Origin of the sequence: Plesiocystis pacifica SIR-1, from assembly GCF_000170895.1 — a bacterium.
Taxonomy (GTDB): Bacteria; Myxococcota_A; Polyangia; order Nannocystales; family Nannocystaceae; genus Plesiocystis; species Plesiocystis pacifica.
In genome coordinates, this window is record NZ_ABCS01000114.1 from 1 (window position 1) to 24,351 (window position 24,351).

Annotated in this window: 23 protein-coding genes; 8 read left to right on the plus strand and 15 right to left on the minus strand. The window is 72.2% G+C overall.

Annotation, left to right across the window (positions count from 1 at the left end; genetic code table 11):
- Positions 1-51: 51 nt before the first annotated feature.
- The 10 genes from PPSIR1_RS44720 to PPSIR1_RS35145 all read right to left on the minus strand — a co-directional run bounded on the left by PPSIR1_RS44720 (position 52) and on the right by PPSIR1_RS35145 (position 10,004).
- On the minus strand, positions 52-1,005 hold the full coding sequence (locus tag PPSIR1_RS44720) for a hypothetical protein (RefSeq protein ID WP_157596307.1): 954 nt from the start codon (positions 1,003-1,005) through the stop codon (positions 52-54).
- 148 nt (positions 1,006-1,153) lie between these two features.
- Complete coding sequence (locus tag PPSIR1_RS35105; protein ID WP_006976012.1) at positions 1,154-1,798, minus strand: hypothetical protein; 645 nt, start codon at positions 1,796-1,798, stop codon at positions 1,154-1,156.
- Positions 1,795-2,964: a tetratricopeptide repeat protein gene (locus PPSIR1_RS35110; RefSeq protein WP_006976013.1), complete on the minus strand. Its 1,170-nt coding sequence runs from the start codon at positions 2,962-2,964 to the stop codon at positions 1,795-1,797. Before PPSIR1_RS35110 ends, PPSIR1_RS35105 begins: the two co-directional genes overlap by 4 nt.
- Positions 2,961-3,632: an RNA polymerase sigma factor gene (locus tag PPSIR1_RS35115; protein ID WP_006976014.1), complete on the minus strand. Its 672-nt coding sequence runs from the start codon at positions 3,630-3,632 to the stop codon at positions 2,961-2,963. The genes PPSIR1_RS35110 and PPSIR1_RS35115 overlap by 4 nt, the downstream gene beginning before the upstream one ends.
- A gap of 57 nt (positions 3,633-3,689) precedes the next feature.
- Positions 3,690-4,910: a hypothetical protein gene (locus PPSIR1_RS35120; RefSeq protein WP_045117377.1), complete on the minus strand. Its 1,221-nt coding sequence runs from the start codon at positions 4,908-4,910 to the stop codon at positions 3,690-3,692.
- A gap of 185 nt (positions 4,911-5,095) precedes the next feature.
- Positions 5,096-6,403, minus strand: a complete 1,308-nt coding sequence (locus tag PPSIR1_RS35125) for an oxygenase MpaB family protein (protein WP_157596308.1) — start codon at positions 6,401-6,403, stop codon at positions 5,096-5,098.
- Complete coding sequence (locus PPSIR1_RS35130) at positions 6,400-7,827, minus strand: DUF1501 domain-containing protein (protein ID WP_045117378.1); 1,428 nt, start codon at positions 7,825-7,827, stop codon at positions 6,400-6,402. The genes PPSIR1_RS35125 and PPSIR1_RS35130 overlap by 4 nt, the downstream gene beginning before the upstream one ends.
- Positions 7,828-7,948: 121 nt before the next feature.
- Positions 7,949-8,542, minus strand: a complete 594-nt coding sequence (locus tag PPSIR1_RS44725; RefSeq protein WP_157596309.1) for a hypothetical protein — start codon at positions 8,540-8,542, stop codon at positions 7,949-7,951.
- 53 nt (positions 8,543-8,595) lie between these two features.
- Positions 8,596-8,913 (minus strand): DUF1585 domain-containing protein, encoded by a 318-nt coding sequence (locus PPSIR1_RS35140; RefSeq protein WP_006976019.1) that lies wholly within the window; start codon positions 8,911-8,913, stop codon positions 8,596-8,598.
- 215 nt (positions 8,914-9,128) lie between these two features.
- On the minus strand, positions 9,129-10,004 hold the full coding sequence (locus PPSIR1_RS35145) for a hypothetical protein (protein WP_045117379.1): 876 nt from the start codon (positions 10,002-10,004) through the stop codon (positions 9,129-9,131).
- 231 nt (positions 10,005-10,235) lie between these two features.
- Here PPSIR1_RS35145 and PPSIR1_RS35150 point away from each other — a divergent pair, with 231 nt between their 5' ends.
- Together PPSIR1_RS35150 and PPSIR1_RS44730 are read left to right on the plus strand one after the other, a co-directional pair.
- Positions 10,236-11,087: a sterol desaturase family protein gene (locus PPSIR1_RS35150; protein ID WP_006976021.1), complete on the plus strand. Its 852-nt coding sequence runs from the start codon at positions 10,236-10,238 to the stop codon at positions 11,085-11,087.
- Between the two features lie 5 nt (positions 11,088-11,092).
- Positions 11,093-12,820 carry a Rieske 2Fe-2S domain-containing protein gene (locus PPSIR1_RS44730; protein ID WP_157596310.1) on the plus strand — a complete coding sequence of 576 codons (1,728 nt, stop codon included), beginning with the start codon at positions 11,093-11,095 and terminating at the stop codon, positions 12,818-12,820.
- A gap of 3 nt (positions 12,821-12,823) precedes the next feature.
- On the opposite strand, the gene PPSIR1_RS49740 is transcribed toward PPSIR1_RS44730, so the two are convergent.
- Positions 12,824-14,854, minus strand: coding sequence for a hypothetical protein (locus tag PPSIR1_RS49740; RefSeq protein WP_006976023.1), 2,031 nt, complete (start codon positions 14,852-14,854; stop codon positions 12,824-12,826).
- 218 nt (positions 14,855-15,072) lie between these two features.
- Positions 15,073-16,077, minus strand: a complete 1,005-nt coding sequence (locus tag PPSIR1_RS35165) for a GlxA family transcriptional regulator (protein WP_006976024.1) — start codon at positions 16,075-16,077, stop codon at positions 15,073-15,075.
- A 72-nt stretch (positions 16,078-16,149) separates the two neighbouring features.
- On the opposite strand from PPSIR1_RS35165, the gene PPSIR1_RS35170 reads away from it, so the two are divergent.
- The 3 genes from PPSIR1_RS35170 to PPSIR1_RS35180 are packed head-to-tail and all read left to right on the plus strand — an operon-like array spanning position 16,150 to position 18,571.
- Entirely contained in the window at positions 16,150-16,863 is a 714-nt protein-coding gene (locus PPSIR1_RS35170; protein WP_157596311.1) for an HD domain-containing protein, read from the plus strand.
- A gap of 26 nt (positions 16,864-16,889) precedes the next feature.
- Positions 16,890-17,387, plus strand: coding sequence for a hypothetical protein (locus PPSIR1_RS35175; protein ID WP_006976026.1), 498 nt, complete (start codon positions 16,890-16,892; stop codon positions 17,385-17,387).
- A gap of 41 nt (positions 17,388-17,428) precedes the next feature.
- The gene (locus tag PPSIR1_RS35180) at positions 17,429-18,571 is read left to right on the plus strand and encodes a hypothetical protein (protein ID WP_006976027.1); all 1,143 of its coding nucleotides are present in this window, start codon (positions 17,429-17,431) and stop codon (positions 18,569-18,571) included.
- Positions 18,572-18,653: 82 nt separating this feature from the next.
- Here PPSIR1_RS35180 and PPSIR1_RS35185 read toward each other — a convergent pair whose 3' ends face one another.
- Entirely contained in the window at positions 18,654-18,869 is a 216-nt protein-coding gene (locus PPSIR1_RS35185; RefSeq protein WP_006976028.1) for a hypothetical protein, read from the minus strand.
- Between the two features lie 269 nt (positions 18,870-19,138).
- Here PPSIR1_RS35185 and PPSIR1_RS35190 point away from each other — a divergent pair, with 269 nt between their 5' ends.
- The 3 genes from PPSIR1_RS35190 to PPSIR1_RS35200 are packed head-to-tail and all read left to right on the plus strand — an operon-like array spanning position 19,139 to position 23,200.
- A complete protein-coding gene (locus PPSIR1_RS35190; protein ID WP_006976029.1) occupies positions 19,139-21,901 on the plus strand; it encodes a molybdopterin-dependent oxidoreductase in 2,763 nt (920 codons plus the stop codon).
- Positions 21,898-22,965, plus strand: coding sequence for an FAD binding domain-containing protein (locus PPSIR1_RS35195; protein ID WP_006976030.1), 1,068 nt, complete (start codon positions 21,898-21,900; stop codon positions 22,963-22,965). The genes PPSIR1_RS35190 and PPSIR1_RS35195 overlap by 4 nt, the downstream gene beginning before the upstream one ends.
- Before the next feature lies 1 nt (position 22,966).
- Positions 22,967-23,200, plus strand: a complete 234-nt coding sequence (locus PPSIR1_RS35200) for a hypothetical protein (RefSeq protein ID WP_006976031.1) — start codon at positions 22,967-22,969, stop codon at positions 23,198-23,200.
- A gap of 10 nt (positions 23,201-23,210) precedes the next feature.
- Here the strand turns inward: PPSIR1_RS35200 and PPSIR1_RS48675 are convergent, their stop codons facing one another.
- The gene (locus PPSIR1_RS48675; protein ID WP_006976032.1) at positions 23,211-23,387 is read right to left on the minus strand and encodes a hypothetical protein; all 177 of its coding nucleotides are present in this window, start codon (positions 23,385-23,387) and stop codon (positions 23,211-23,213) included.
- A gap of 1 nt (position 23,388) precedes the next feature.
- A complete protein-coding gene (locus tag PPSIR1_RS44735; RefSeq protein WP_006976033.1) occupies positions 23,389-24,348 on the minus strand; it encodes a hypothetical protein in 960 nt (319 codons plus the stop codon).
- Positions 24,349-24,351: the final 3 nt, after the last annotated feature.

Genomic DNA, 24,351 nt, shown 5'->3' on the forward strand with positions numbered 1-24,351 from the left:
GGCCCCCCGGTGGTCGCGGCCCCCTGGCCATGAAAGTGGCTGGGAGCTAGCTCAGCCCCAGCACGCGAACAGTTGTTCTTCGCAGGCGATGAAGTCTTCCTCGGTCTGCGCCTGGGAGGCGCACAGGTCGAAGTCCTCGAGGCAGGGATCCTCGTTGCCGCCGCCGCCACCGAGGCACTCGTCGTAGGCGCTGAAGCAGGCCTCGACCTGCGCCTCGGACTGCGCCTGGCCCAGGCACAGATCGAGCTCGAGGTCGCACTCCGAGATCCCGGTCTCGCCGCCGGTCTCGTAGCCCGTGTCGAAGCCGGTCTCGAAGCCGGTCTCAAAGCCAGTGTCGAAGCCGGTCTCGCCCCAGCCGTCGGTCTCCTCGCCCCAGCCTTCCTCGAAGCCTTCCTCACCCCAGCCGGTCTCGAACCCTTCCTCGGAAGAGGACTCGGCCCAGCCTTCCTCGAAGCCTTCCTCGAAGCCCTCCTCGCCCCAGGTCTCGAACCCTTCCTCGCCCCAGCCGGTCTCGCCCCAGTCGCTGGTGCCCTCGTCAAGGCCGCCGGTCTCGCCCCAGTCGCCGCTCTCCTCGAAGCCGCCGGTCTCGCCCCAGTCGCTGGTGCCCTCGTCGAAGCCGCCGGTCTCGCCCCAGTCGCCGCTCTCCTCGAAGCCGCCGGTCTCGCCGGACTCGCCCCAGTCGTCGGTGTCGACCCCCTCGTCGACGCCGCCGGTCTCCTCGAAGCCGCCGGTCTCTCCGGTGCCGCCCTCCTCGGCGTCGCCGGTGTCGTAGGAGTCCTCCTCGGCGCCCTCGCTCTCCCCGGTGCCGCCGTCGGACTCCCCTTCGTCCTGGCTGCCCTCGCTGGTCGCTTCGCCCTCGTCCAGGCCCTCGTCGGTCCCCCCGTCGGACTCGTCGGTGTCGTAGCCCTCGGTCTCACCGAGGGTGTCCCCAAACTCGTCGCCCAGCGAGTCGTAGTCGAGGTCGACGCGGCCACAGCCCACGGCGGTGGCGCACGCGAACAACACGGCGAGAGAGGTCGGGAGGGAAACGCTAAATTTCGTCTTCATTTGAGTTCCGATCACGGCGGGCATCCATCCGCCGTTTGTCTCGTGCCTGCGAGCCCGACGTTCGGGTCAATCTTTCTTCGACTTTTCGACTTTTTGACGCGGCTGCTCAGCCGGTCGTATCCGTCGAGGTGTCGGTACCCGTGTCTTCGCTGCCGGTGTCTTCGCTGCCGGTGTCCATGACACCCGTCTCTTCGCCGCTCGTGCCGTCTTCGCTGCTCGACTCGGCCCAGCCCGTATCGACGCTGTCGGTCTCGGTGTCCGTGCCCGTGTCGACCAGCCCGCCCAGGCACTCGTCGTACATCAGGAAGCACTCTTGGGTGTCCGCCTCGCTCTGCGCGAGGCTCAGGCACTCCTCGAGCTCGAGGTCACACTCGGTGCCCGTCTCGCCCCAGCCGGTCTCCGGCGCGGTGTCGAGGCTGGTCTCGAAGCCACTCTCGAAACTGGTCTCGAAACCCGTGTCCAGGGCGGTCTCGAAGTCGGTCTCGAAGCCCTCGTCGAAGCTCGTGCTGAAGTCCGTCTCCCGAGCGGTCTCGAAGCCCTCGTCGAAGGGCCCAGACTCCGTGCTGCCCGACTCGGACCAGCCCGAGGTCGCGCCGTCCTCGGACCACGACTCCGACCCCGCGTCGAGGCCCTCGGTGTCCAGGGAGCTCTCGTCGCCGGTCTGCGCGAGGATGAAGTCGGGGACCCCCAGGCAGCCCGTGCCCAACAGCGCGGCCGCCAGCGCGACGCCGATCCGCCTCGGCGCGCTCACGGGCTCGCCTCGCTGGCCGCGGCCGCCTCGTCGGCCCAGGTGTCCACGCGCCCGAGGTGCAAGCTGCCGGGGTGCGCCGCGCGGAAGGCATCGATGGCCTCGAGCAGCTGAGCCCGGCGACCCAGCGCCCGCAGGCAGCGGATCTGACCCAGCCGCGCCTCTTCGCTCAAGCGCCCGCCCTCGACCGCGTCGAGGTAGGCCTCGAACTGCGCGAGGGCCTCGCGGCTGTGGCCCGCGTCGAGCAGCAGCCGGCCCAGGGAGACCCGCGCGGCCCGGCCGGCGCGCGTGCTCGGGTAGCGCTCGGTGAGCTCGGTGTACCGCGCCACCGCGGTCTCGCGCTCGCAGACCACGAGCGCAGTCTGAGCCGCCTCGAGCAGCGCATCCGGGCCGAGGCTCGACGGCTTGGCTCCGCGCTCGCGCTGGGGCTCGGGGGGCGACGCGTCGTCGGTCCCCGCCTCGGCTTCGGATTCGGGCGGGGCTTCGATCTCGACGGGCGCGGGCACCTCGATGGGCGCCTCCTCCAGGGCCTCGCGCGCGGCCCCACGGCGCCCGGAGCCAGCCTCGGACGCGTCCGCGAGCGTCGCCTCGCCGCGCTGGCGGCCGCGGGTCACGGCCATGGCCGCGCCCGAGCGCGAGTCGACGCCCGCGTCGAGATCGGGGCCGCCCATGGACGAGGGCTCGAGCAGGGCCCGCGCCCACACGCCCAGGCCCGCGCACAAGATCAACGCAGCGGCCACCCCCAGCCAACGAGCGCGACGCTCGCTCGACGCCGGGACGACCTCGAGGACATCGTCCTCCTCCTCCGCGGAGCTCCGCTCGACCCGCCGACGCGGCACCCGAAGCACGGGCGCGTGCGCGTCGACATCGTCGTCATCCTCGTCAGCGTCGCCCTCGGCGAAGAAGTAGAGCTCGCTCGCCGCCTGGGGCCCGCCGGCTTCGTCGAGGGCGAGGAACAGGTCGTCGAGCACGATCTCGTCGTCGGCCTCGCCGCGGATGCCCTGGCCGAGGCCGCCAAAGGCTCCCCACAGCTCGCCCTCGTCTCCGAGCGGGCCCAGATCGTGCTCGAGGGCCTCGCGCAGCTGCTGCTCGTCGGCCGACAGGCGACCCTCGCGGGCGCTCTTGGACACCAGGGCGGCCCAGCGCTGGTGGGCGTTCTCGCGGCTCATCGCGGCTCCTCCTTCGACGCCCCGCGGACGTCACCCACGAAGCTCTCGCGCCGGACCAGGCGACGCAGGGCCCGAGTCCCCAGGCGCAGCCGACCCTTGACCGTGTTGGGGCTGACCTGGGTCAGCTCGGCGATCTCGGCGATGGAGTAGCCGAGGGCGTGGCGCAAGATGAGGGCCTCGCTCTGGCTCTCGGGCAGGGCCTCGAGGTGCGCGCGCAAGGTCCCCGACAACCCGTGGCGCGGCGCCTCCGAGTACTCCGAGGCCTCGCCCTCGAGCCAGGCCTCCATGCCGTCCTCGAAGCTCTGCTCCCGCGCCCGCCGACGCCACACGCCGCGCCGGTGCTTGCACACGGCCCGGGTCGCCACCCGCCGGGCCCAGTGGCGCACGCTCGACTCCCCGCGGAAGTTCGCCGCCGCCATCAGGATCTGCATGAGCGCGTACTGGCAGGCGTCGTCGGCATCGGCGGCGCTCGACGACAGCGAGCGCGCGACGACGCGGACGTCCCCGAGCACGGCCTCGGCCAGCCACCGCTGCGCCCGGCGATCGCCGGCGCCCGCGCTGCGGACGCGGGCGAGGGTCAGCTCGTCGCACCCGCGCGCGATGGCGGCGGCCTGTTGGCGGCTGCTTCGCGGGCGTTCGGGTGCCAGGACGTGCGCGGGGAGGGACATGCGAGGGAGCGGAGAGAGGTCGGCTTGGAACCCGTACCCGCCGGGGCCTGGGGCGGGTCAATCTTTTTTGCTCGGCCTGGACCGGACCCGGGTTCGGGGCCGAGATCGCGGCCTGGCGCGCCCCTGGGGCATCTCGAAGTCGAAGCCAGCGGTGGCCCCCACTCGGACGGCACTCGGGGTCAGAAACGCTCCGCCGTTCGCGTCGACGACGAGCTCGCTGCGCAGCAGCACCGCCGTCAGGGTTGGGCCCACGACCAGGCGCGCGCTCGGGCTCAGCTCGACCCCGGCGCGCAGGTCTGCCCCGAGCACGACCATCGGCCGCCAACCGGGGCCCGCCGGCTCCGTGTCGGGCGGCACCACCAGGGTCACCCGGCGCAGGCCCTCGACGCCAAAGCGACCGGCGAGCTCGAGGGACCAGCCCCGGCCCAGGGGAAAGCGCGCCCCGCCAGCGACGAAGCCCTGGAGGCGCGTGAGCTCCACCGACACGTCCCCGTGGCGGCTCCACAGCTGCACCGAGGGCGCGACGGCCAAGCCCATATCGAGGTGCGTCGTGGGGGTCGGTCGCCAGCCCGCGGCCACCTCGGCGAGCGAGCTCCAGGGCACGTTCGAGGCGAAGCGCTCGCCTCGGTAGCCCAGGCGCAGATGCGCCCGCGGCTCGTCCACCGGCACGAGCCGCGCCTCGACGAGGGTGAGCTCGGCAGGAGGCTCGGGCACCACGGGGCAGGCGCAGGGCTCGGGCTCGGGCGGTGAGGGCGGCTGGAGGTCGACGACGAAGAAGCCCTCGGGAGCCTCCCCGACCTGCCCCTCGCCAGCGCCCTCGGTCATCGCCAGGGCCTCGACGCGCTCTTGCGCGAGGGCCACGGCCGCCACGGCGCCGACGTTGGCCAGGGTCTCGAGGGCCACGGCGAGGCCCGCGTCGGCGTCGACGGGGATGCTCCGGCCGTAGACCCGCTCGCCGTCCCGCGCGAGGGCGTAGAGGGTCAGCGCGCCCGGCTGAATGTCGAGCCACAGCACGCCGCGGACCTCGGGGTCCTCGAACACCGCGACCGAGGCCGCGGCGATCGCCTCGGCTTCGGGGGCCTGCTCCCAGGCGGGGTGGGTCCGGCGGAGCAGCTCGAGCTCGAGGCCGAGGACGTGGGCCTCGATCATCGCGAAGGCTCGGGCATCGGCCTGCGCCCCGCCCTCGGCGACCATCACGACCACCACCGGCGCAGCGGCGGCCTCGGGCTCCGTGCTCGCGGGCGCCTCGGCGAGCGGCGCGGGGCCGAGAGCGGTCAACGCGAGATGAGCCGCGAGCGCCACGGAGGACAGCACCGACTCGTGCTACGACCCCTGCCTGCCCCGCGCAAGTGCGGTCGATCGACCTGGCTCCAGACCGCTGGGGCAAGTCCGCAACTGCGGCACGTCACTCGTGGCCAGGTCCGCCGGTGTCGGCTTCGCAAGATCCCGCGACGGCGGCCAGCTCAGCGCGCCCCGAGGCGGGCCGGTCGCTCGAAGCTCGCGGGCACCCCGGCCAGGCTCGCGTCGACGACCCAGCGCCAGTAGGCCGCGCCCCGGCGTCGGGCCTCGTCCTCGAGGGCCGGGACGAGGGTCCGCGCCCGCTCGAAGCTACCGATGAGCGCGGGCACGCTCGCAAAGATCGAATCGAAGACCGGCGTCGGCCCCAGACCCAAGCCCGCGGCCGCGCGCTCGCCCATGAGGAAGCGGCACAGCCCCGTCGCAAAGGCCCCGCGCAGCTGAGCCAGCTGCTCCCCCGCGTGGCGGACCACCCAAGCCCGGGCCCCCCTCGGCGACGCGGCCGAGCGATCGACGGGCGAGCGGCCCCCGACCAGGGCCTCCGCGAGGGCGCGGCTGTCCGCGTCGCCGGGGCCCTGCGTGTCCTCGATGAGCAGGCGCAGCGCCTGGGCGTGGGCGAAGTCCCGGGGCAGCAGCGCCGCCTCCGTGCCCATGAGCCAGGCCGCCAGGCGCCACAGGGCGACCCACGCCTCCGCCTCCTCGGGCGCGACCACGAAGCCCATGCGCTCGACCCCGCCGATGAACACCTCGGAGAACAGCAGCATGGTCGCGAGCATGTCGTGCTGGTTGATCGGCTCGGCCCAGGCCGCGGCGTCCCAGCGCCCGCTCGCGCGCACGAGGTGGCGGACCTGGGCGTGCATGATGCGAACGTGGAGGGTGATCACCCAGCCCTCGGCCCCCGGCTCGAGGCCGCCGGGCTCGCACACCGCCGCCACGAAGCGGGTGGTCTCCGCCAGCCGCCGGGGCGCTTGCTCGCGCAGCCGACCCGAAAAGGCCAGCGCCTTGTTGCCCGCCGGGGCCAGGTAGCCGCCGGGCAGGCAGCGCAGCGCCAGGGTCAGGCCGCCCGCGATGCCGACGCGCTCGAACAGCCTGCGGGCGCTCGAGGTGTCGAGGCTCGCGGCCCACTCGGGCAGGGTCGAGGTCTCGGCGAACAGGGCCCCCAGAGTCGCCGCGGCCGCCTCGCTCAGGCCTGCGGCGTTCCCGACCTTGGCCAGGGCCTCGCCCCCTTCCGACCACGCCCGCCACAGCGCGGGCAGGTCGAGGTGACCGGGCGAGCCCGCGCTCGCGGCCAGAGCCTCGACCACCGCGTCCGCCAGGGGGTCGCAGCGGTGCAGCGCGGCGAAGCAGCGATCGGCCTCGGCCCCAAAGCGCGCCCGTGCCCAGGGCGCGCCGTAGACTCGGGGGTGGACGGGGGTCGGGGCCTGATCCAGCGGGGCCATCTCTTCTTGCGTGGCCCCGCCCGACCCCGGCGTCAAGCCTTCATCATCGCCGACATGTCTCGACGCTGCGCGAACTCGATGTCGAGGGCCTGGGCGACGGCGCTGTAGACGTCCCCCTCGCGCATCAGCGAGCCGGGCTCGGGCGCGCCGGACTCCCGGTCGAAGCCGTAGGTCAGCAAGGTGTCGGGGTCGATGCCGCCGAACACCTGGTTGCCCTTGAGCAGCGGCGAGATCAGCAGCGAGCCGTTGTTGAGGTGGTGACCCGTGCCGTAGCTGCCCGAGTTGAAGGGGCGAATCTTCTCGCGCCCGAAGTCCGTGGCCACGTAGACCAAGCTGCGATCCCACATCTTGCCCAGGGCCGGATCGCCCAGGTAGTCGGAGCTCTTGAGCAGGCGGATCAGCCCGTCGAGGACCAGGCACACCCGGCCCCACATGATGTTCTGCGCGACGCGGTGATCGTTGTGGGAGTAGTCGAAGGCCAGCGGCGTGGAGATCAGCGAGCTGGTCGTGCCCACGGGCTCGAAGTCCACGGACAAGCTGACCGCGCAGCTGACCCCAAAGTAAGCCAGGGCGAAGCTGAGCGCGGCCTTGGCCTGCCACGGGTCGGTGTACATCGAGGGGAAGGTCTCGCGGACCAGGTCGACGATGGGCGAGCTCTCGAGCCCAAACTTGCTCGGCAGGGCGTCCTGGGGCACGAGCATCAGCTTGGAGATGAGGTCGGCGACCTCGACCCCAGCTTGGTTCTCGTCGCGCAGGGACAGGTACTGCTGGCGCAGGGGGCTGTCGCGGAAGGTCTGGCCAAAGGGCGAGGCGTCGTCGAGCTGACGCCGCACGCCCCGGGCGCGCTCGATCAGCGCCGCGTCCGGAGCCCCGAGCACGCCGCGGTAGCCGTGGGTCGAGGACGCGAACATCAAGGGGTCCGCGACGATCTCGCCCCGGGCCCAGCGCGGCAGCGAGGCGTCCGTGCCCGGCGCGATGTAGCCGCCCGTGGCCATGGCGCAGTTGGGCAGCAGCAGGTCCGAGCCGTGGCGCAGGGCCGCCGCCTCGAGGATGGTCCGCCCGCTGTCGATGCCCGCCCCCGTGACCGCCCGGCGCTGGGCGACCTCGTGGTTCACGCTCGTATTCTCGTGGGTCAGCACCACCGTGTCCGGGTAGTGGTTTTGGAGGAAGCCCTCCATCGAGAAGGTCGGCGTGAAGTAGCTGGTGTTCGACAGGTTCCTGAGGCAGCGGATGTTGCTGCCCTCGGGCTGGCGGATCAGCGACTCGGGGTAGACGTCGAGGCTCGCCGGCTCGCCGTTGACCACCTCGGTGTCGAGCACCGGCAGGAAGCTGTCGATGATGCTGCCCCCGCCCGCAGCACACACCACGAACAGCAGCTTGCGCTCGGCCAGGGCCTGCGCCGGGTCGTGCCCTGCTTCGTGATCGCGAAAGCCCGCGTTGGCCCGGCGACGGGCGGACATCCCGGCTCCCAGCGCGCCCAACCCAGCCGCGCCCAGCCCAGCTGCGCCACCCAGCCCCGCGAGGAAGCGCCGGCGGCCGAGACCCTTGTCGTTCGAATTCGAAGTCATTGCGCCAAGCTCCTCAGAACATCAGGAATTCGCTGGTCGTGCCCAGCGAGTGACAGGCCAAAATTGCGAAGTCCTCGGCCGAGACCCGGCCGCCCTCGCCGTCGACGGTGAGCTCGCCGATGAGCGCCACCTCCTCCGCCAGCGGATCGCGGGCGAACAGGCGCCGCGTCAGGGTCTGGGTCAGCTCGGCCACGGCCTCGCTGCCCGACGCCGGCGCCTCGCCGGCCAGGTCGAGGGAGCCGAACACCACCGCGGCGTCCGGGCCCAGCTCGGCGTCGGCCGAGGCCCGGGCGATGCACGCCGACAGCACCACGCGATCGAGGGCGATGGGCGTGGTCGTCAGGGGCTCGTCGAGGGACTCGTAGAGCCCGAGATCGATGGGGTCGTGGCCGCCGAGGGCGACGAGGTGGACCTCCTGGATGCAGGGCGCGACCCCGACCTCGACGCACAGCTCGTCGGTGCCCAGCTCGAGGGCGCCGGCCAGGTCGCGCTCGAGGGCGTCGGCGCGCTTCCACTGCAGGTCGCCCTTGGCCGAGGCCTCGACCTTGGGGCCCTCGGGCTCCGGCTCGGGCTCCGTTTCGCCGCAGCCCGCCAACGTCAGGGCCAAGACCGAGGCCAGCGAGAGGGCGGAGAGAGCATGGAGAGAGTTGTCGCGGACCATCACGGCGCTCCGAAGGCCTCGGTGTCGACGAGGCGGTGAATGAGGGCGTTGGCCGACCAGCCGTCGGTCGCCAGGGACTGCCACAGCAGGTCGAACTCCTCGTGCTCCCCGGGGCCAGGGCCCCGGCCGAGGGCGTGCTCGAACAACATCTGGGCGAGGTTGCGCTTGAAGGCGTCGGACTCGACGGCGACGGCCGCCCACCCGAGCAGGTCGTCGACGGGCTCGCCAAACAGCACGCTGCGGTGGACCTCCGGATCCCAGTCGGGCATCTCGTTGGCCGGCCGGCTCTCGCTGTACAGGCCCGTGCCCGCGGGCAAGATGATGCCGGTGTAGTAGGCGAAGGCGTAGGACAGCGGGTCCAGGGTGGAGTGGCAAGCCGCGCAGCCTCCTGGGCCACGCCCTTGTGGTCGACGTCCGAGGGCTCGTCGCCACGGGCAAGATGCCCTCGCTCATGGAGATGTCCATGCCCAGGTAGGCGCGGTAGGCCTGCGCCGCCGTGGTCCGCGGCAGGCCGAGAACATGGTGTTGGACATCAGAACCACTGCGTGGTCATCATCCCCGCGCGCTTGTCGGGCTGCAGGGGCTGGCCGCCAGCGAGCTGGCCGAGGTTGGTGGGGTCGCCGATGGCCCCGGTGATGATCTCGAGGCCGCCGTCCTCGCCCTCGACGACGTGGTAGTCGGCCAGCAGCAGGTCCCGGACGTCGCGGTCTTCGGTCATGATCCACCGCCACAGCCGGTAGTCCCAGTCGTAGTCGGCCAACACCACGCGAAAGCCCGCGATCTCGACCTTGGTCTCCGAGCCCACCGCCTTGATGGGCTTGACCTTGGGGTCGGCGAGCTCGGTGACGCCGGTGGTCCGCCACCACTCGCCCGCCAGGCAGCTCGACAGGTGCTCGTGCAAGCGGGTGCGCTGGGCCTCGGCCCCGCTGGTCTCGCCGAGGGCGACGAACTCCTGGAGCTGCTCGTAGGTCGGCGAGCGACCGCAGTAGAGCACCAGCACGCGGCGCAGGGCGAAGGCGGGGTCGTACTCGCCGAGGGCGTACCAGGGGTTCGGCAGGATCTCGTCCTCGCCCTCGCCCGCGGAGCCGCCCGGGTCGGGCAGCCACACCGAGGTCGCGTCGCCAGCTCGGGTCCCAACCAAAATCTCGTCGCGGTTGCTGACCCCGTCGCCGTCGGAGTCCTCGAGCTCGATGAGCTGCAGGGCCTCGGGCAGGGCCTCCTCGAAGCTGGTCCCGTCGGCGGTCAGCGGCCCGAGCTCGGCGAGCAGGTCGAGACCAAAGCCGTTCCACGAGGGGGGATCGGTAGACAGGTGACAGGTATCGCAAGTCACCACCACGCCGGCGCACTCGGGCACCTCCGGGTAGGTCTCGCAAAAAGCGCGCGGCGCCTCCGGGCGCGCCTGGGCCACGGACGGAAACGCGTAGCAGGCCAAGAGCGCGCTCGCTCCGGCTAGCAGCCTCCACCCTCGTCGCACCGAGTGTCGATCAACCATGGTCAGCCTCTCACTTCCGCGCGCGAGAGGGAGCGCGCGAGAAGTGACGTTGAGGGTATCAGAAACAACGTCCAGGGTGATTGACACCTGTCAGCGAAACTTGACATCCTCAGTCCCGAGGCTCGCGTCACCCGGGCCCTTCGGACCATGGACGACTCCATCGCCAGCCTCCTCATCATCATCGCCATCTCGGTCGGTGTCTCGGTCGTCACCTTCTGGGGGCTCGGCGGGCTGGTCCACGTCGCCTACTACAAACGCCGCCGCGACCGCGCCCACGAGTGGAAGCTCCAGCCCAAGCGCTTCCTCAAAGATGACCTCGTGCGCCACAGCTTCAAGCTCGGCGGCTTCAACATCATCATCGGCGGGATCGTCGGCGGGACCTTCTCGTGGCACGTGGTCAACGGCGGGTGGAGCACCCTCTACTTCGACCTGGCCCGCTGGCCCGACGCGCCCGGCGGCATGGTCACCAACTTGGTGTGGCTGCCGGTCTCCGCGCTGCTGTGCTACGCGATGATCGACGCGGGGCTCTACTACAGCCACCGCTTCATGCACAACAAGTGGATCTTCAAATACATCCACCGTTGGCACCACCGCTACACCGCCCCGGTCATCTTCACGACCACGGCCACCCACCCCCTCGAGTTCCTGGTCTTCCAGTTCTTCGTGATGCTGCCGGTGGTGGTCGTGCCGATGCACTGGTCCGTCTACCTGGTCGTCGTCCTCTACACCTACCTCATCGGGATGATCGACCACTGCGGCATCAAGGTGCAGTGGCCCCTGCCCTTCCACACGGGCAACCGCTTCCACGACGATCACCACGTCTACTTCCACTGCAACTACGGCCACCACACCCAGCTGTGGGACCGCCTGCACGGGACCCTGCGCCAGGAGAACCGGCGCTACGGCGAGCACGTGTTCGGCGGCAAGGGTGCGCCCTCGAAGGCCAAGGCCAAGTCCTCCAAGTCCGACCTCGACTCCGCGGCCTCCGCCGCCCAGTGAGCACCATGACCCAGCTGACCTTCACCGATCACGACGGGCCCAGCGCGCGCTTCCCCTTCCCCGACTACCCCTCGGGCTGGTTCGTCGTTGCGACCAGCGACGAGCTCGTCGCCGGCCAGCTCCTCGAGCTGCACTACTTCGGCCGCGACATGATCGCCTTCCGCGGCGAGTCCGGGCGCGCCCACGTCGTCGACGCCTACTGCCCCCACCTCGGCGCGCACCTGGCCCACGGCGGCGAGATCGTCGGCGAGTGCGTCCGCTGCCCCTTCCACGGCTGGACCTTCGCCGGGGACGGGCGCTGCGTCGACGTGCCCTACGCCGAGCGCATCCCGCCCAAGGCCCGCATCGACGCGTGGCCGACCATCGAGCGCAACGGGCTCATCTACATCTACTACGCCGGCAAGGGCAACGAGCACGGCGAGGTGACCCCCGCCTTCGACATCCCGGAGCTGGAGACCGAGGGCTGGACCGAGGGCAAGATGGTCCACTGGAAGCAGCTCGCCACCCACCCCCAGGAGGTGTTCGAGAACACGGTGGACATCACCCACATCGCCCCGGTCCACGACGGCCGGCAGGCGCGGATCATGGACAAGCCCCAACGCGACGGGCCCGTGCTGACCATCAACCTCGAGTTCATGGCGCCTGGCGACATCGTCGGCATGCCCGACACCCTCAACGACGTGCACCTCGACGTCGTGCTCCGCGGCCTCGGCTCGGTGATCGTCCACACCCACGTGCGCAACGCCGACATCCGGGCCCGCCAGCGCATCTACGCGACGCCCATCGACGGCGACCACATCGACATCCGCGGCATCGTGCACATCGCCGAGCAGGACGACCCGGAGTTCACCAAAGAGGTCCACGAGCTGTTCTATCAGGCCTACGTCGACGACTTCGCCAAGGACTTCCCGATCTGGGAGAACAAGCGCTACCTCGAGCGCCCGGCCCTGGCCAAGGGCGACGGCCCGGTGGGCCTGTACCGGCGCTGGTGCACGCAGTTCTACGGCGAGGCCCAGCCCAAGACCAACGCCAAGGCTCGGCCCGAAGCCCGCACCCAAGAGCCGCGCATCGACGTGCCCCTGACCGGTGGAAGCAACGGCAGCAACGGGCACACCAACGGCAACGGCCGCGGCGGCCTGCTGCGTCGCATCGTCCCCTCCCCCGTGGCCGACACCGCCCGCGGGCTGCTGGCCACCGCCGGCGAGCGCGTGCCCCTGTTTGGCGGCGTCGCCTCCCGCCTCGACGACCTGCTCGCCAAGCCCCCCGCCCACGGGAGCAACGGCCACGCGAGCGCCGGCGCCGAGCTCGACGACGACTGGGCGCCGACGCCCAGCAAAGGCGCTGCCCCGCCTGCGAGCCAGCCCTCGAGCGGCTCGAGCGGCTCGAGCATTTCGGGCGGCGGCGCCCGGGTGGCCGACGTGGCCGAGTACTACGACACCCTCGGCGAGCGCTTCGTGCCTGCGGCGGCCAAGGGCGTCAACGCGGTGTTCCAGTGGGAGCTCGCCGGTCCTCAAGGCCGCACCTTCCACGCCGTGGTCCAAAACGGCGAGCTGCGCATCGTCGACGGGCCCCACCAAAAGCCCACCGTGACCCTCTCGATGGGCGCCGAGGACTACGTCAAGGTCGTCAACGGCGACATGGACGGCATGCGGGCGTTCACGTCCGGCAAGGGCAAGGTCAAGGGCAACGTGCGCGCGGCCATGAAGATGCGCGGGATCTTCCCGGCGGCCTGAGCTTCACAGGCAAAAGCCGACGTCGCCGTGCCACGGCGCCGCCTCGACCCCACCGAGAGCCGGCGTGCAGACCTCCCCCGGGCCGCAGTCCGGGGCGTCGAGGTCACAGCTGCGGTCGCAGCAAGACACGCCGCAAGCCGGGTGATCGAGGCCCGAGACGCACACCGCTCCGGGCTCGCACAGCCCACACGAGGCGCCGCAGAACAAGCCGCCGCAGGCCTCCCCCTCGCTCAGCGGCGGGCCCGGCTGGCACACGAAGGTGTCGCCGTCACGGCCGCAGGTCTCCCCTCGCGGGCAGTCGGGCGCGAGCGGGTCACAGGCGCGCTCGAGGCTGAGCACGAAGTCCCCGGCGTCCGAGCCCTTGCCGTCCACGGCGATGAACACGGACTGCCCGGCCACCGCCTGGACCTCGATGAGCGAGGCGAAGCCCACCCCGCCCGCGCCGCTGCCGGTGCCGTCGTCGTTGCAGGCCATGACCGAGCCGTTGCAGCCGCCCACCCGGGCGTGCAGCGCCGTGTCGTAGCTCGAGCCCACGGTCGAGATCCGGAAGGTCCCGGACTCGGGCGCGGTCCACTCGACGACCCAGTCCGGGGCAGCGTCGCCTCCGCAGGGGCTGCCGACCTTGTCGAAGCCGGCGCTCGTCGAGCCCTCGAGGGTCCAGCTGGTCGTCGACGGCGCGCTCTCGTTGGCGCAGGAGATGGTCTCGACGTGGAGCTCGAAGGGGCCCGGCGTGGGCGTGTGGCCGTCGACGACCAGGATGATCGACTCGCCCGCGCCCAGGTCGACGACCAGGCGCGAGTCCGTCGTGAACCAGTCGATGTCGTCGTTGCACAGCGGCGCCGCGTCGCCGCAGCTGCTGCCCAGGGACAAGGTCGTGTCGAAGCCGCTGCCCACCGTCGAGAAGCTGTAGGTGCCGGCCTCGGGCGCCGTGTAGCGGTAGCTCCGGTCCCCCGCGATCTCGCCTCCGCATTCGTCGGAGAAGTCGTTGGCCGCGCCCACCGTCGTCCCGTCGACGTCGAGGGGGACGACGCTGGGCAGGACCTGCTCGGGGCAGCTCGCCGGCACCTCCTCGAGCTTGCGCACGTTGAGCGTGTAGTCCCCCTCGGCGCCAAACCAGCCGTCCACGGCGACGGTGACGGTCTCGCCCGCCCCGAGCTCGAGGGACAGGAAGGAGGTCGGGCCGTCGAAGCCGTGGTTGCAGTCGATGATGTCCGTGCCGCACAGGCCCTCGAAGGCCCACAGCGAGGTCTCGTAGCTCGAGCCGATGGTGTCGAAGGTGTAGGTCCCGGCCTCGGGGGCCGTGAACGCGTAGGCGTGGTCGCCCGTGTCGGTGCCGCCGCAGATGCTCTGGCTGCCGTACTCGTCGCTCGCGCCGACGGTGCTCCCGTTGACCTGGATCGGCAAAGGTCCCGACAGGACCTGCTCGGGGCAGTCGCTGGTCGACACGCGCAGGCCGAACTCGCCCTCGGTGCCCGGGAACAGCGAGTCGACGACGAACACGGCGGACTCGCCCGCGGCGAAGTTGCGGATCAGCCGGGCGTCGAGGGTCCAGGGGCCGATGTCTTCGTTGCAGGCCAGCTCCGGGCCCTCGCAGTCGCCGAGCAGGCCCAGGACCACGTCGAGGGTCGCGCCGAAGGTCTCGATGCGGTATTCGCCCGCCGCGGGGGCCGTCCACCCGAAGGTCTTCTCCGAGCCGAAGCCGCCGCATTCGAGGGTGTACTCGCTGGGCGTCGCCTCGATGGTGTCGAACCACTCGAGCGAGGCCGCGTCGCCCAGCTCGACGTCGACGGTGCAGCTGGGGCCGGTCTCCGTCTCGGTCTCCGTCTCCGTCTCCGTCTCCGTTTCGGTTTCGGTTTCGGTTTCGGTTTCGGTTTCGGTTTCGGTCTCCGTCTCCGTCTCCGTCTCCGTCTCGCTCTCGGTTTCCGTCTCCGTCTCCGTCTCGCTCTCCGACCCCGACTCTCCAACCTCGTCGCCAGCGGCCGTCCCGAACCCCTCCCGGCCCTCGGACAGACCGGGCCCGCAGCCCGCGAGCACGAGTCCTCCCCAGGCTACCCAGACGACTCTCGAACGATCCACATCACCATCGTAGCTCCAGGAAAGCGTCGAGGGCAGTGTGCTGTGAGCGCATTTGAAGCGCAGGCGAACGCCGAATTGAGCGCACCACGGCCCGTAATCGAGCTGCAATCATAGGACTCCCGATTCCATGAAGGAGTCCGCCGCCGCGGTCATTGACCGTTGAAACTGCGAGCAGTTCACCCCGATCCGCTCGCGTGGAAGCGGGCCCGGTAACTGCTCGGCCCGACCCCCAAGACCCGCATGAAGGCGCGGCGCATGGTCTCTGCGCTCCCAAAGCCCACCTGCTCGGCCACGGCGTCGACGCCGAGCCCTCCCTGCTCGAGCAGACTGCGCGCCCGCTCGACCCGCACCCGCTGCACGAAGCGCGCGGGCGTCTCTCCGGTCTGCTCCGCGAACACCCGCGCGAAGTGGCGGGGGCTCATGCCCGCTCGGCGCGCGAGCCCTTCGACGCGGTGATCCCCGGCCGGCCGCTCGAGCACCTCGGCCCGCACGCGCCGAAGGGGCGCGTGGCTGGGCGTCGGCTGCTTCAAGGCCGCGCTGAACTGGGACTGCCCCCCGGGCCGATGCAGGAACATCACCAGCCCCTGCGCCACCGCCAGCGCGGCCTCGTGGCCGAGGTCTCGCTCGACCAGCGCGAGCGCCAGGTCGATGCCCGCGGTGACCCCCGCCGAGCTGTGAATGGGCCCGTCTTCGACGTAGAGCGCGTCCGCCTCGACCGTGACCTCGGGGAAGCGCGCGCGCAGCTGCTCGGTGGCCATCCAGTGCGTGGTCGCCCGGCGCCCGTCGAGCAGCCCTGCCTCGGCGAGCACGAACGCCCCCGTGCAGATCGAGGCCACCCGACGGGCGCGAGCGGCCCGTCGCCGCAGCCACCGAAGGATCGCCGGCTCGAAGGTCCGCTCGATGAACTCGGGCGCGCCGCCGACCAGCACGGTGTCGAGGGGCCCCCGAAGGGAGCGCAGCGGCTCGGTCACCACCACCACCCCGACGCCCGTGGTCAGCTCCCGCTGCGGCCCCACGAGCACGCAGCGGTAGCCCGGTCGCGCGTCGCCCCGCGCCCGCAGCCACCGGGTCGCGGCGTCGAAGACCTCCATCGGCCCGAACAGGTCGAGGGGCTGGACCCCGGGCAGGGCCAGGGAGACCACACGGCGATCGCTGCGGCGCGAGGGCACGCTCGGGAGCATGCGCGATCAATTGGCAGAAATCGATGGTTATTTGTCATTTCTGCCAAAGCCCTTCGCGCCCATGCTGAGCCCATGGCGCTGACTCGACACCTGCACTGCCCAGGCACGGCTCCCCTCATGCTCCGGCTCGTGGGCGAGGAGCTGCGACGCACGGGACGCCGACTGCGGCGCCGCCTGGGCCGAATCCAGCCCCCGCACCTGCCCTCGGGACGCTTCGACGCCCCCGACAGCCAGCTGGCCACCCAGGCCACCGAGCTCGTCCGCGCGCTCTCGAGCCCCCACCTGCTCCACCACTGCCAGCGGACCTGGGCCTTCGGCGTCGCCCTGGCTGCCCAGCACGGCCGGCGCTTCGACGCCGAGCTGCTCTACGTCTCGAGCCTGCTCCACGACCTGGGCCTGACCGAGACCCACCGGGGGCCCGCGCCCTTCGAGCTGCGCGGAGCTCGGGTCGCGCGGGCCTGGTGTTGCGAGCACGGCATGCCGCCCGCCCGCGCCGACCGGGTCCACGAAGCCATCGCCCTGCACACCTCCCTCGGCGTCACCGAGCGCGAACCCGAGAGCCTCTACGTCCACCTGGGCGCGGGCGTCGACGTGTTCGGGCTGCGCATCGAGGAGCTCTCGGCCCCGACCCTCGACGCCATCCTCGAGCGATGGCCCCGGCTGGGCTTCAAGCAGGGCCTCATCGAAGACCTGCAGCCCGAGATCGACAACCCCGGCTCGCCGCTGACGGGCATGTGGAAGCTCGGCTTCGAGGGGCAGATTCGGGGCGCGCCCTTCATGGACTGAGCATGGCCAACTGCTAGGCTCGGCGAGTGCCCGAGCGCGCCGACCCCTTCCGCCCGCCGGACCGCGAGGCCGAGGCGCGCTACGCCGAGCTGAGCACCCTCGACTCCAAGATCCGCGTGGTCGACCTGGCCCTCGCGGACAAGCGCGGCCACGTCCTCAGCGTCGGCGCGCGGACCTCCATCGGCTTCGCCCTCGGCATTTTGCTCGCCGCCGGGGCCTTCTTCGCCGCGGCGCCCCTGGGCCTGGGCGTCCAGCTTGGCCTGGCCACGGTGTTCGTGTGGGGCCTGACCCTCGCGGGCCTGTTCGACGCCCGGGGCTGGTGGGAGCGCAAGCGGGTCCGCGAGCTCGGACTGCGCCTGCGCCTCGAGCCCCGCTGGCTGCACGCCGTCGAGGCCGAGACCAGCCCGCGCCTTCGGGCCCGTCGGGCCGAGCTCGTCGAGCTGCACGCGCGCGTTCACGCCCGCTTGCAGGAAAGCCCCACGAACGAGGCGCAACGCAGCTCACCTCGAAGTCGCAGCGAGTAGTTCGCCAAACAATCTGGACACCGCTCGGCCAAGACCGAGGCATGGACCCGGATCTCCGCCTCCTCGCGCTCCCCCTGACGCTCGCCCTCGTCGCAGCCTGCACCCCAGACAACGACGCCGGCAGCGTGTTCACCGACGGCTCGATCACCACGGCCGGCGACGAGGTCGGCACCGACGAGGCCGAAGACGGCGAGGACGGCTCCAGCGGGAGCTCGAGCGACGACAACGGCGACGGCGTCGAAGAAGAAGACGAGGAGGACTCCACCTCCTCCGGCGGCGGGCCCAAGCTCGACACCCTGCCCTCGGAGCTCGAGGACGAGGGCAACCTCGACGAGGACTGCGACTTCGTCGACATCCTGTTCGTCATCGACAACTCCGTGTCCATGGGCGGCTACCAGCAGGCCCTGGGCCTGGCCATGCCGCAGTTCGCCACGACCTTGGCCGAGGCCCTGCCCGAGGACACCAACGTGCACGTGGCCGTGACCTCGACGGAGATGGGCTTCGCCAGCGGCGGGACGACCTCGATCTCCAACGGCGAGTGCGTGTTTACCGGCGACGGCATGCCCAACTCGGCCTTCTACGTCACCCCGGACATGCAAAACACGGGCAAGAACGGCGCCCAGGGCCGGCTGTTCGACCCCGGCGGCGGGCAGTTTTACGCGAGCTTCGACGTCAACGACGGCCAGGCCGGCGCCGACGCCCTCGCGCAGTGGTTCTCGAGCGCCTCGGCGATCGGCACCGGCGGCTCCAACATCGAGATGTCCACGGGCCCGGCCGGCTGGGCCTTCGACCCCGCCAACACGGCCACCAACCAGGGCTTCATGCGGGACGAGGGCGCGGTGCTGCTGGTCTTCTTCGTCACCGACGAGCCCGACCAGACCCCGATCAACTTCGGCGGCGAGGCCATCGGCCAGGCCATGCTCGACAAGGTCGCGCAGGCCAAGGCCGGCTGCGGCGGCCTCGACTGCGTGCTCGCGGGGGGCTTTTTGCTCGACAACCCCTGCAACGACCAGGTCCCCCTCGACACCTTCGTCAACGGCATGAGCGAGCCGCCGCAGATCGCCGAGCTACCCGACGACAACCTCCCCCCCCAGCAGATCGCCGACCAGATGAACCAGCTGCTGTCGAACTCCCTCGCCGACGTCATCGCCCAAAAGTGCGACGAGATCCCGCCGGTGGGCTGAGCGCCTCCTCGGAACCCCCCCAAACGAAAAAGCGACCGCCGGCACTCCGGCGGTCGCGTTTTCGTTTAGTGGGATGGCGCGCTCACTCCTCGCCGATGGCGAGGGTCGTCGGGTCCTCCTCGCCGAGCGCGAGGGTCGTCGGGTCCGGGTCCTCCTCACCGATCGCCAGGGTCGTGATCGGGTCTTCCTCCCCGATCGCCAGCGTCGTGTAGGGACCACCCTTGCCGCCGGTGACCTTGCCGAGGTCCTCGATGAAGAGGTCACGGAGCTGCTTTTTGTTGTTCTCGTTCTTACTCATGAGTCAATTCCCGACGCGGCTCTGACCGCGTCGGGCCTCACTCTTTCCCCCCCAGGCGGGTTTCGCAAATTGCCCAAACTCACCTACAAACACCGTGTACCCTGCATTCAGAGGGGATTCGAGCCATGAAGACGACGCGACGGGGTTTCATGCGAGGTACGGTGGTCGGCGCCGCCGGCCTGGGGGCGTGTGTCGAGCACCCTCACAGCCAGGGCAGCGATCACCCTTCCGGCCAGCCGGCGATGGAAGGCGCTGCCAAAGGACATCTGGTGCAGCTGCGGACCACGGTCAACGGCGCCGCCGAGACACTCGAGGTCGGCCCGGACGAGTCGAGCTTGAGCGTGGTCCGCGAGCGCCTCGGGTTGACCGGGGCCAAGCTCGGCTGCGGGCACGGGGCCTGCGGCGCGTGTGCGATCCAGGTCGACGGTCAGCCCGTGGCGAGCTGCCTGCTGCCAGCCCTCAAGCTCGAAGGCCGGCAGGTCGAGACCGTCGAGCACCTCGCCACGGACGACGAGCTGCACCCCATCCAGCGCGCGTTCATGGCCGAGGACGCCATGCAGTGTGGCTACTGCACGCCGGGCTTCGTCGTCGAGGCGGCCGCCTTCCACGACGCCTGGCGAGCCCGCCGGGGGACCGCGAGCCCGAGCCGCGACGAGGTCGCCAAGGCGCTGTCCGGGCACCTGTGCCGCTGTGGCACCTACGCGGCCATCTACCGCGCGGTGATCGGCGCGTGCGAGGGTCGCTTCGACGCGGCCCCCGAAGCCGGCGCGCCCCTGGTCGCCGCGGGGCCCCGCGTCGACGGCCTGGCCAAGGTCACCGGCGCGGCCAAGTACACCGTCGACGTCCGCCCCGAGGGCATGCTCGAGGCCCAGGTGCTGCGCTCGCCCCACGCCCACGCCCGCGTCCGCGCCATCGACTGGTCCCGGGCCCTCGCGCTCCCGGGCGTCCACGGAGCCGTGCGCATGACCGAGATCGGCCACAAGGTCCGCTTCGTCGGCCAGGAGGTCGTGGCCCTCGCCGCCGCCGACATCGCCACGGCCCGGGCGGCCCTGCGCGAGGTCGAGGTCGACTACGAGGTGCTCGAGGCGGTGGTCGGGACCGAGGCCGCGCTGGCCGAGGGCGCGCCGGAGATCTACGTCAACCGCACGCACAAGCGCGCGCCCAACGAGAACGAGCTCGATCTGTTTCCGGTGCGCTGGAAGGCCAACCTGCGCGGGCCCTTCGGGATGTTCGCGCGCCAGGCCGGCCGGGCCGCGCGACGCATCGAGGACGACGCCGAGGCCTTCTCGGGCACCTTCGAGACCCAGACCCAGGTCCACACCGCCCTCGAGCCCCACGCGGCCGTGGCCGAGTGGATCGGGGACGACAGCCTGCGCGTGCACCTGTCGACCCAGGCCGTCTCGCACATGGCCGAGGAGCTCGCCAAGCGCTTTGGCCTGCGCCGCGACGCCGTCGAGGTCCACGCCGAGTTCGTCGGCGGCGGCTTCGGGGCCAAGGCCGTGATGCCCATCGAGGCGCTCATGGCCGTCGAGCTCGCGCGGGTCTGCGGCCGACCCGTGCGCGTCGCCAACGACCGCCGCGAGGAGCTGATCGTCGGCGGGCTGCGCCCGGCCCTGCGCGCCGAGGTCCAGCTCAGCGTCCCGCCCTCGGACGGCGGCAACACCCCGCCGGCCGACGGCGAGGCGCCCCAGCCCGCGCTGCGCATGCACACCTGGGCCGACGCCGGCGTGGCGATCGGGTCGGCGGCGGCGGCCATGGCCCGCATCCACCTGCCCCAGGCCCAGCTCGACCTGGCCGACTACGACGTGATCACCAACGGACCGCCGGGCACCCCCTTCCGCGGCCCCGGCGGGCCGCCGGCCTTCTTCGCCATGGAGCAGGCCATCGACGCCCACGCCAACGCCCTGGGCCGCGACCCCGTGGCCCTGCGCCGGGGCTGGAACCGCAACCCCGCCCGCGCCCGGGTCTACGAGTGGATCCAAGAGCAGGCCCTGTGGCGCGACCGACCGGCGCCGCTGGCCGACCGCGGGCGCTACCGCCGGGGCATCGGCGTGGCCACGGCGACCTGGCCCTACTTCGTCGAGCCCGCGACCCAGGTGACGGTCGCGGCCTCCAGCGCGGGCTTTCGCGTGTCCATGGCCGGCCAGGACATCGGCACGGGCACCCGCACCCTGCTCGCCGAGGCCGTGGCCGCCGTCCTCGGCGTCCCCGTGCACACCATCGAGGCCGAGATCGGCGACTCTTCTCGGGGGACCCACGGCCCGACGGCGGGGGGCAGCCGCACGGCCGCGTCCGTGTTCCCGGCGGCGACCCGGGCCGCCGAGGCCCTGCGCGACGAGCTGCTCGAGGTCGCCGAGGCTCGCCTACAGCTCGACGCCCCCGTGGCGGTCCCCGGCGGGCTCGAGGGGCGCCCCCGAGGCGACGGCGCGGCCCAGCCCCAATTCGTCCCCTGGTCCGAGGTCCTCGCCGTCGCGCCCGCGATCACGACCACGGGCAAGCGCAAGCGCGACCAGGGCGGTTACTTCCTCCCGCCCGTCGCCGGCCTGGCGATCGGTCGCCACCTCGGCGCGGGCGCTCAGATCACCGAGCTCGAGGTCGACACGCGCCTGGGCCGGGTCCGGGTGCTGCGGGCCGTCGCCGGCCTGTCGATCGGCAAGGTCCACTCCCCCACCCTCGCCCGCAGCCAGGTCGAGGGCGGGATGATCCAGGGCCTGTCCTTCGCGCTCTACGAGGAGCGCCGCCTCGACCCCCGCGACGGCACCCTGCTCACCGGCGGCCTCGAGGACTACCGCGTGTGCGGCCTCGGGGACGTCGGCGCCCTCGAGGTCCACTTCATCCCCGGCGGCTTCGAGGGCGTCCAGGGCCGCGGCATCGGCCTGGGCGAGCTGTGCACCCTGCCGCCCGCGGCCAGCATCGCCAACGCCGTCGCCCACGCCACGGGCTGGCGACCCACGCAGATCCCCCTGCGCCCCGATCGAGTCCTCGCCGGGCTCGCGAGCGTCGCCCAGTCCACCGAAGGGAGCCAGCCGTGACCCGCCTCGTCCCCATTCGACTGCCCAAGTCCGCCGCCGAGGCCCTCGCCGCCCAGGCCGAGCTCGACGCGGAGTACCGCGCCGGCGGGACCGACCTGCAAGAGCGGCGCGCCCACGAGCACGAGCCCCGAGCGCTCGTCGACCTGCGCGACCTCGAGGCCTTCGGCGACATCGAGCCCGACGCCGGGGGCCTGCGCATCGGCGCTGGCGCGAGCTTGCAGCGCGTCGCCGACCACCCGGCCGTGCGGACCTCGTGGCCCGGCGTGGCCGAAGCCTGCGGCGCCCTCGGGACCCCCCAGGTCCGGGCCGTGGCGACCCTCGGGGGCAACCTCGCCCAGGCGCCGCGGTGTTGGTACTACCGCCACCCCGACCACAGCTGCCTGCGCAAGGGCGGCGACGCCTGCCTGGCCCGCGGGGGCGACCACCTTTGGCACGTGTGCTTCGACACCGACCCCTGCGCGGCCCCGCACCCGTCGACGGCGGCCCTGGCCCTGCTCGCCTACGAGGCCGAGGTCGAGCTCGCCCTGCCGGCTGGCAGCGCGGCTCCCGAGGCCCCGCCCAAGCGCGAGCGCGTGCCCGTGGAGGCCGTTCTCGCCACCGACGCGCTGACCCAGATCCACCCGAGCGCGCTGCTGACCGCGGTCCACCTCGGCGCCCCCCTGCCCCGGGAGCGCAGCGCCTACGTGCGCGCGAGCAGCCGCGCCCTGGCCGAGTGGGCCCTGGTCGAGGTCTGCGTGCGCCTGCGCCTGGGGGCGGACGGGGTCGTCGACTTCGCCCGCGTGACCGTGGGCGCCGTCGCCCCCACGCCCCTGCGACTGACCGCCGTCGAACAGGCCGTGGTCGGGCAGCCCGCGAGCCCCGAGCGCTTCGAGGCCGCGGCCGCCCTGGCCACCGCCGGCGCCAAGCCCCTGCCCATGACCGGCTACAAGCTCGAGCTCCTCGCTGGCGCCGTGCTCACGGCCCTCGAGCTGGCCCGCGACGGCCGGCCCTCCCCCGACACCATCGCCCCGGCGCCGCTCGGCGACGCCGAGCTCTCCGAGCCCGCTTCCCAGGGAGACCGCTGACATGACCCTCGAGCTGTGCCGCAACCTCCAGTGGAAGAGCATCTCCCGCGACCTCGACGACCCCGCGGAGATCCTCGCCACCTTCGCCCGCAACCAGGTCCCCTACACCTGCACCCGGACCTGCCGCAACGCCGGGCCCGACGACGAGCTCGTCGCCCCCGAGCTGTGCCACGGCGCGCGCCCCTGCTTCGAGGCCTCGCCGCTGACCCTGCGCCTGCGTCGGCAGCGAGAGTGACCCTCGCTCTTCAGCGCCGCGCGTTCAGCCAGGTCTCGAGTTCTTTGCGCTTGGCCTCGCGCGCGTCGCCCTTGGCCTCGCGCGCGTCGCCCTTGGCCTCGGCCCAGCGCGCGCGGGACCGCTGCGCGAGCTCGAGGGCGCGGTCCCGGTCGCGCCCACGGCCGGCGGGCGCATCCGGAGGCCCCACCTCACTCGCCGAGGGCCGCCTCGAGCCGCGCGGCCAGTCGTTGCGAGCGGACCGCCGCGGCGGCCCCGGTCAAGTGCGGGCCGCGGTCAAAAAAGTCCGTCTCGGGCAGCGCCACCTCGCTCGGCTGCTCGAGCATGGGCAGGGCCACCCGCTCGCGCAGCTGGGCCTCGATGTGCTCGTAGACCGCCCGCGCGTCCGCGAAGCTTTGCGCTCGCGTCGGGCACCAGGCCAAAAAACAGCGCGCCCCCGCGGCCTCGCAGCGCTCGGCGAAGCCCGCGAGCTGGTCGAGGTTGCGCTCGAAGTCCGGGTCGCGCTCGAGCTGAGCGGGGGTCGGCCAGCGCCGCTCGAGGGGCGCCTCGGGCTTGGCCTCTAGCCCTCGGTGGGCCGCGAAGTCCCCGTACGCGTCAAAGCCCGAGCGCCGGTAGATCGTCGGCAGCGCGCGGTCCGTGGTCATCTGGTGCGCTGCGCAGCGGACCTTGCGGGCGAAAAAATGCAGGCCCTGGTCGGCCACGTCGGCCACGGCTCGGGGCCCGCCCGCGGCCAGGCACGCCACGCTCGCCGGCCGGCGCTGGAGCACGGCCCAGACCGCGTCGTCCTGGGAGCCCGTCCACAACAGGTGGGTCTCCGGCGCGACCACGACCACGTCCCCCGCGCGCAGCTGGCCCTGGACCTCGCCGAGCATGAAGGCCAGACCCAGGCCATCGTTGAGGCCCATGTTGACGGGCTCGAGCTCGAGCCCCGGCGCGTCTGCGAAGGCCCGCGAGTCGATGGAAAAGCCCACGCTCGACCCGCCCACGAAGATCAGCCGAGGGCTCGCCGCGCTCGCCCGCAGGCGAGCGTGCTTGTCGACCGTCGCGGCCATGTAGTGGTCGGGGTCGTCGGGGCAGCTGCGCCACAACGCCGCGAGCACCCCCAGCTGGACGAGGGCGAAGATCAGCGCGTGGACGAGGAAGCGGGGCATGGC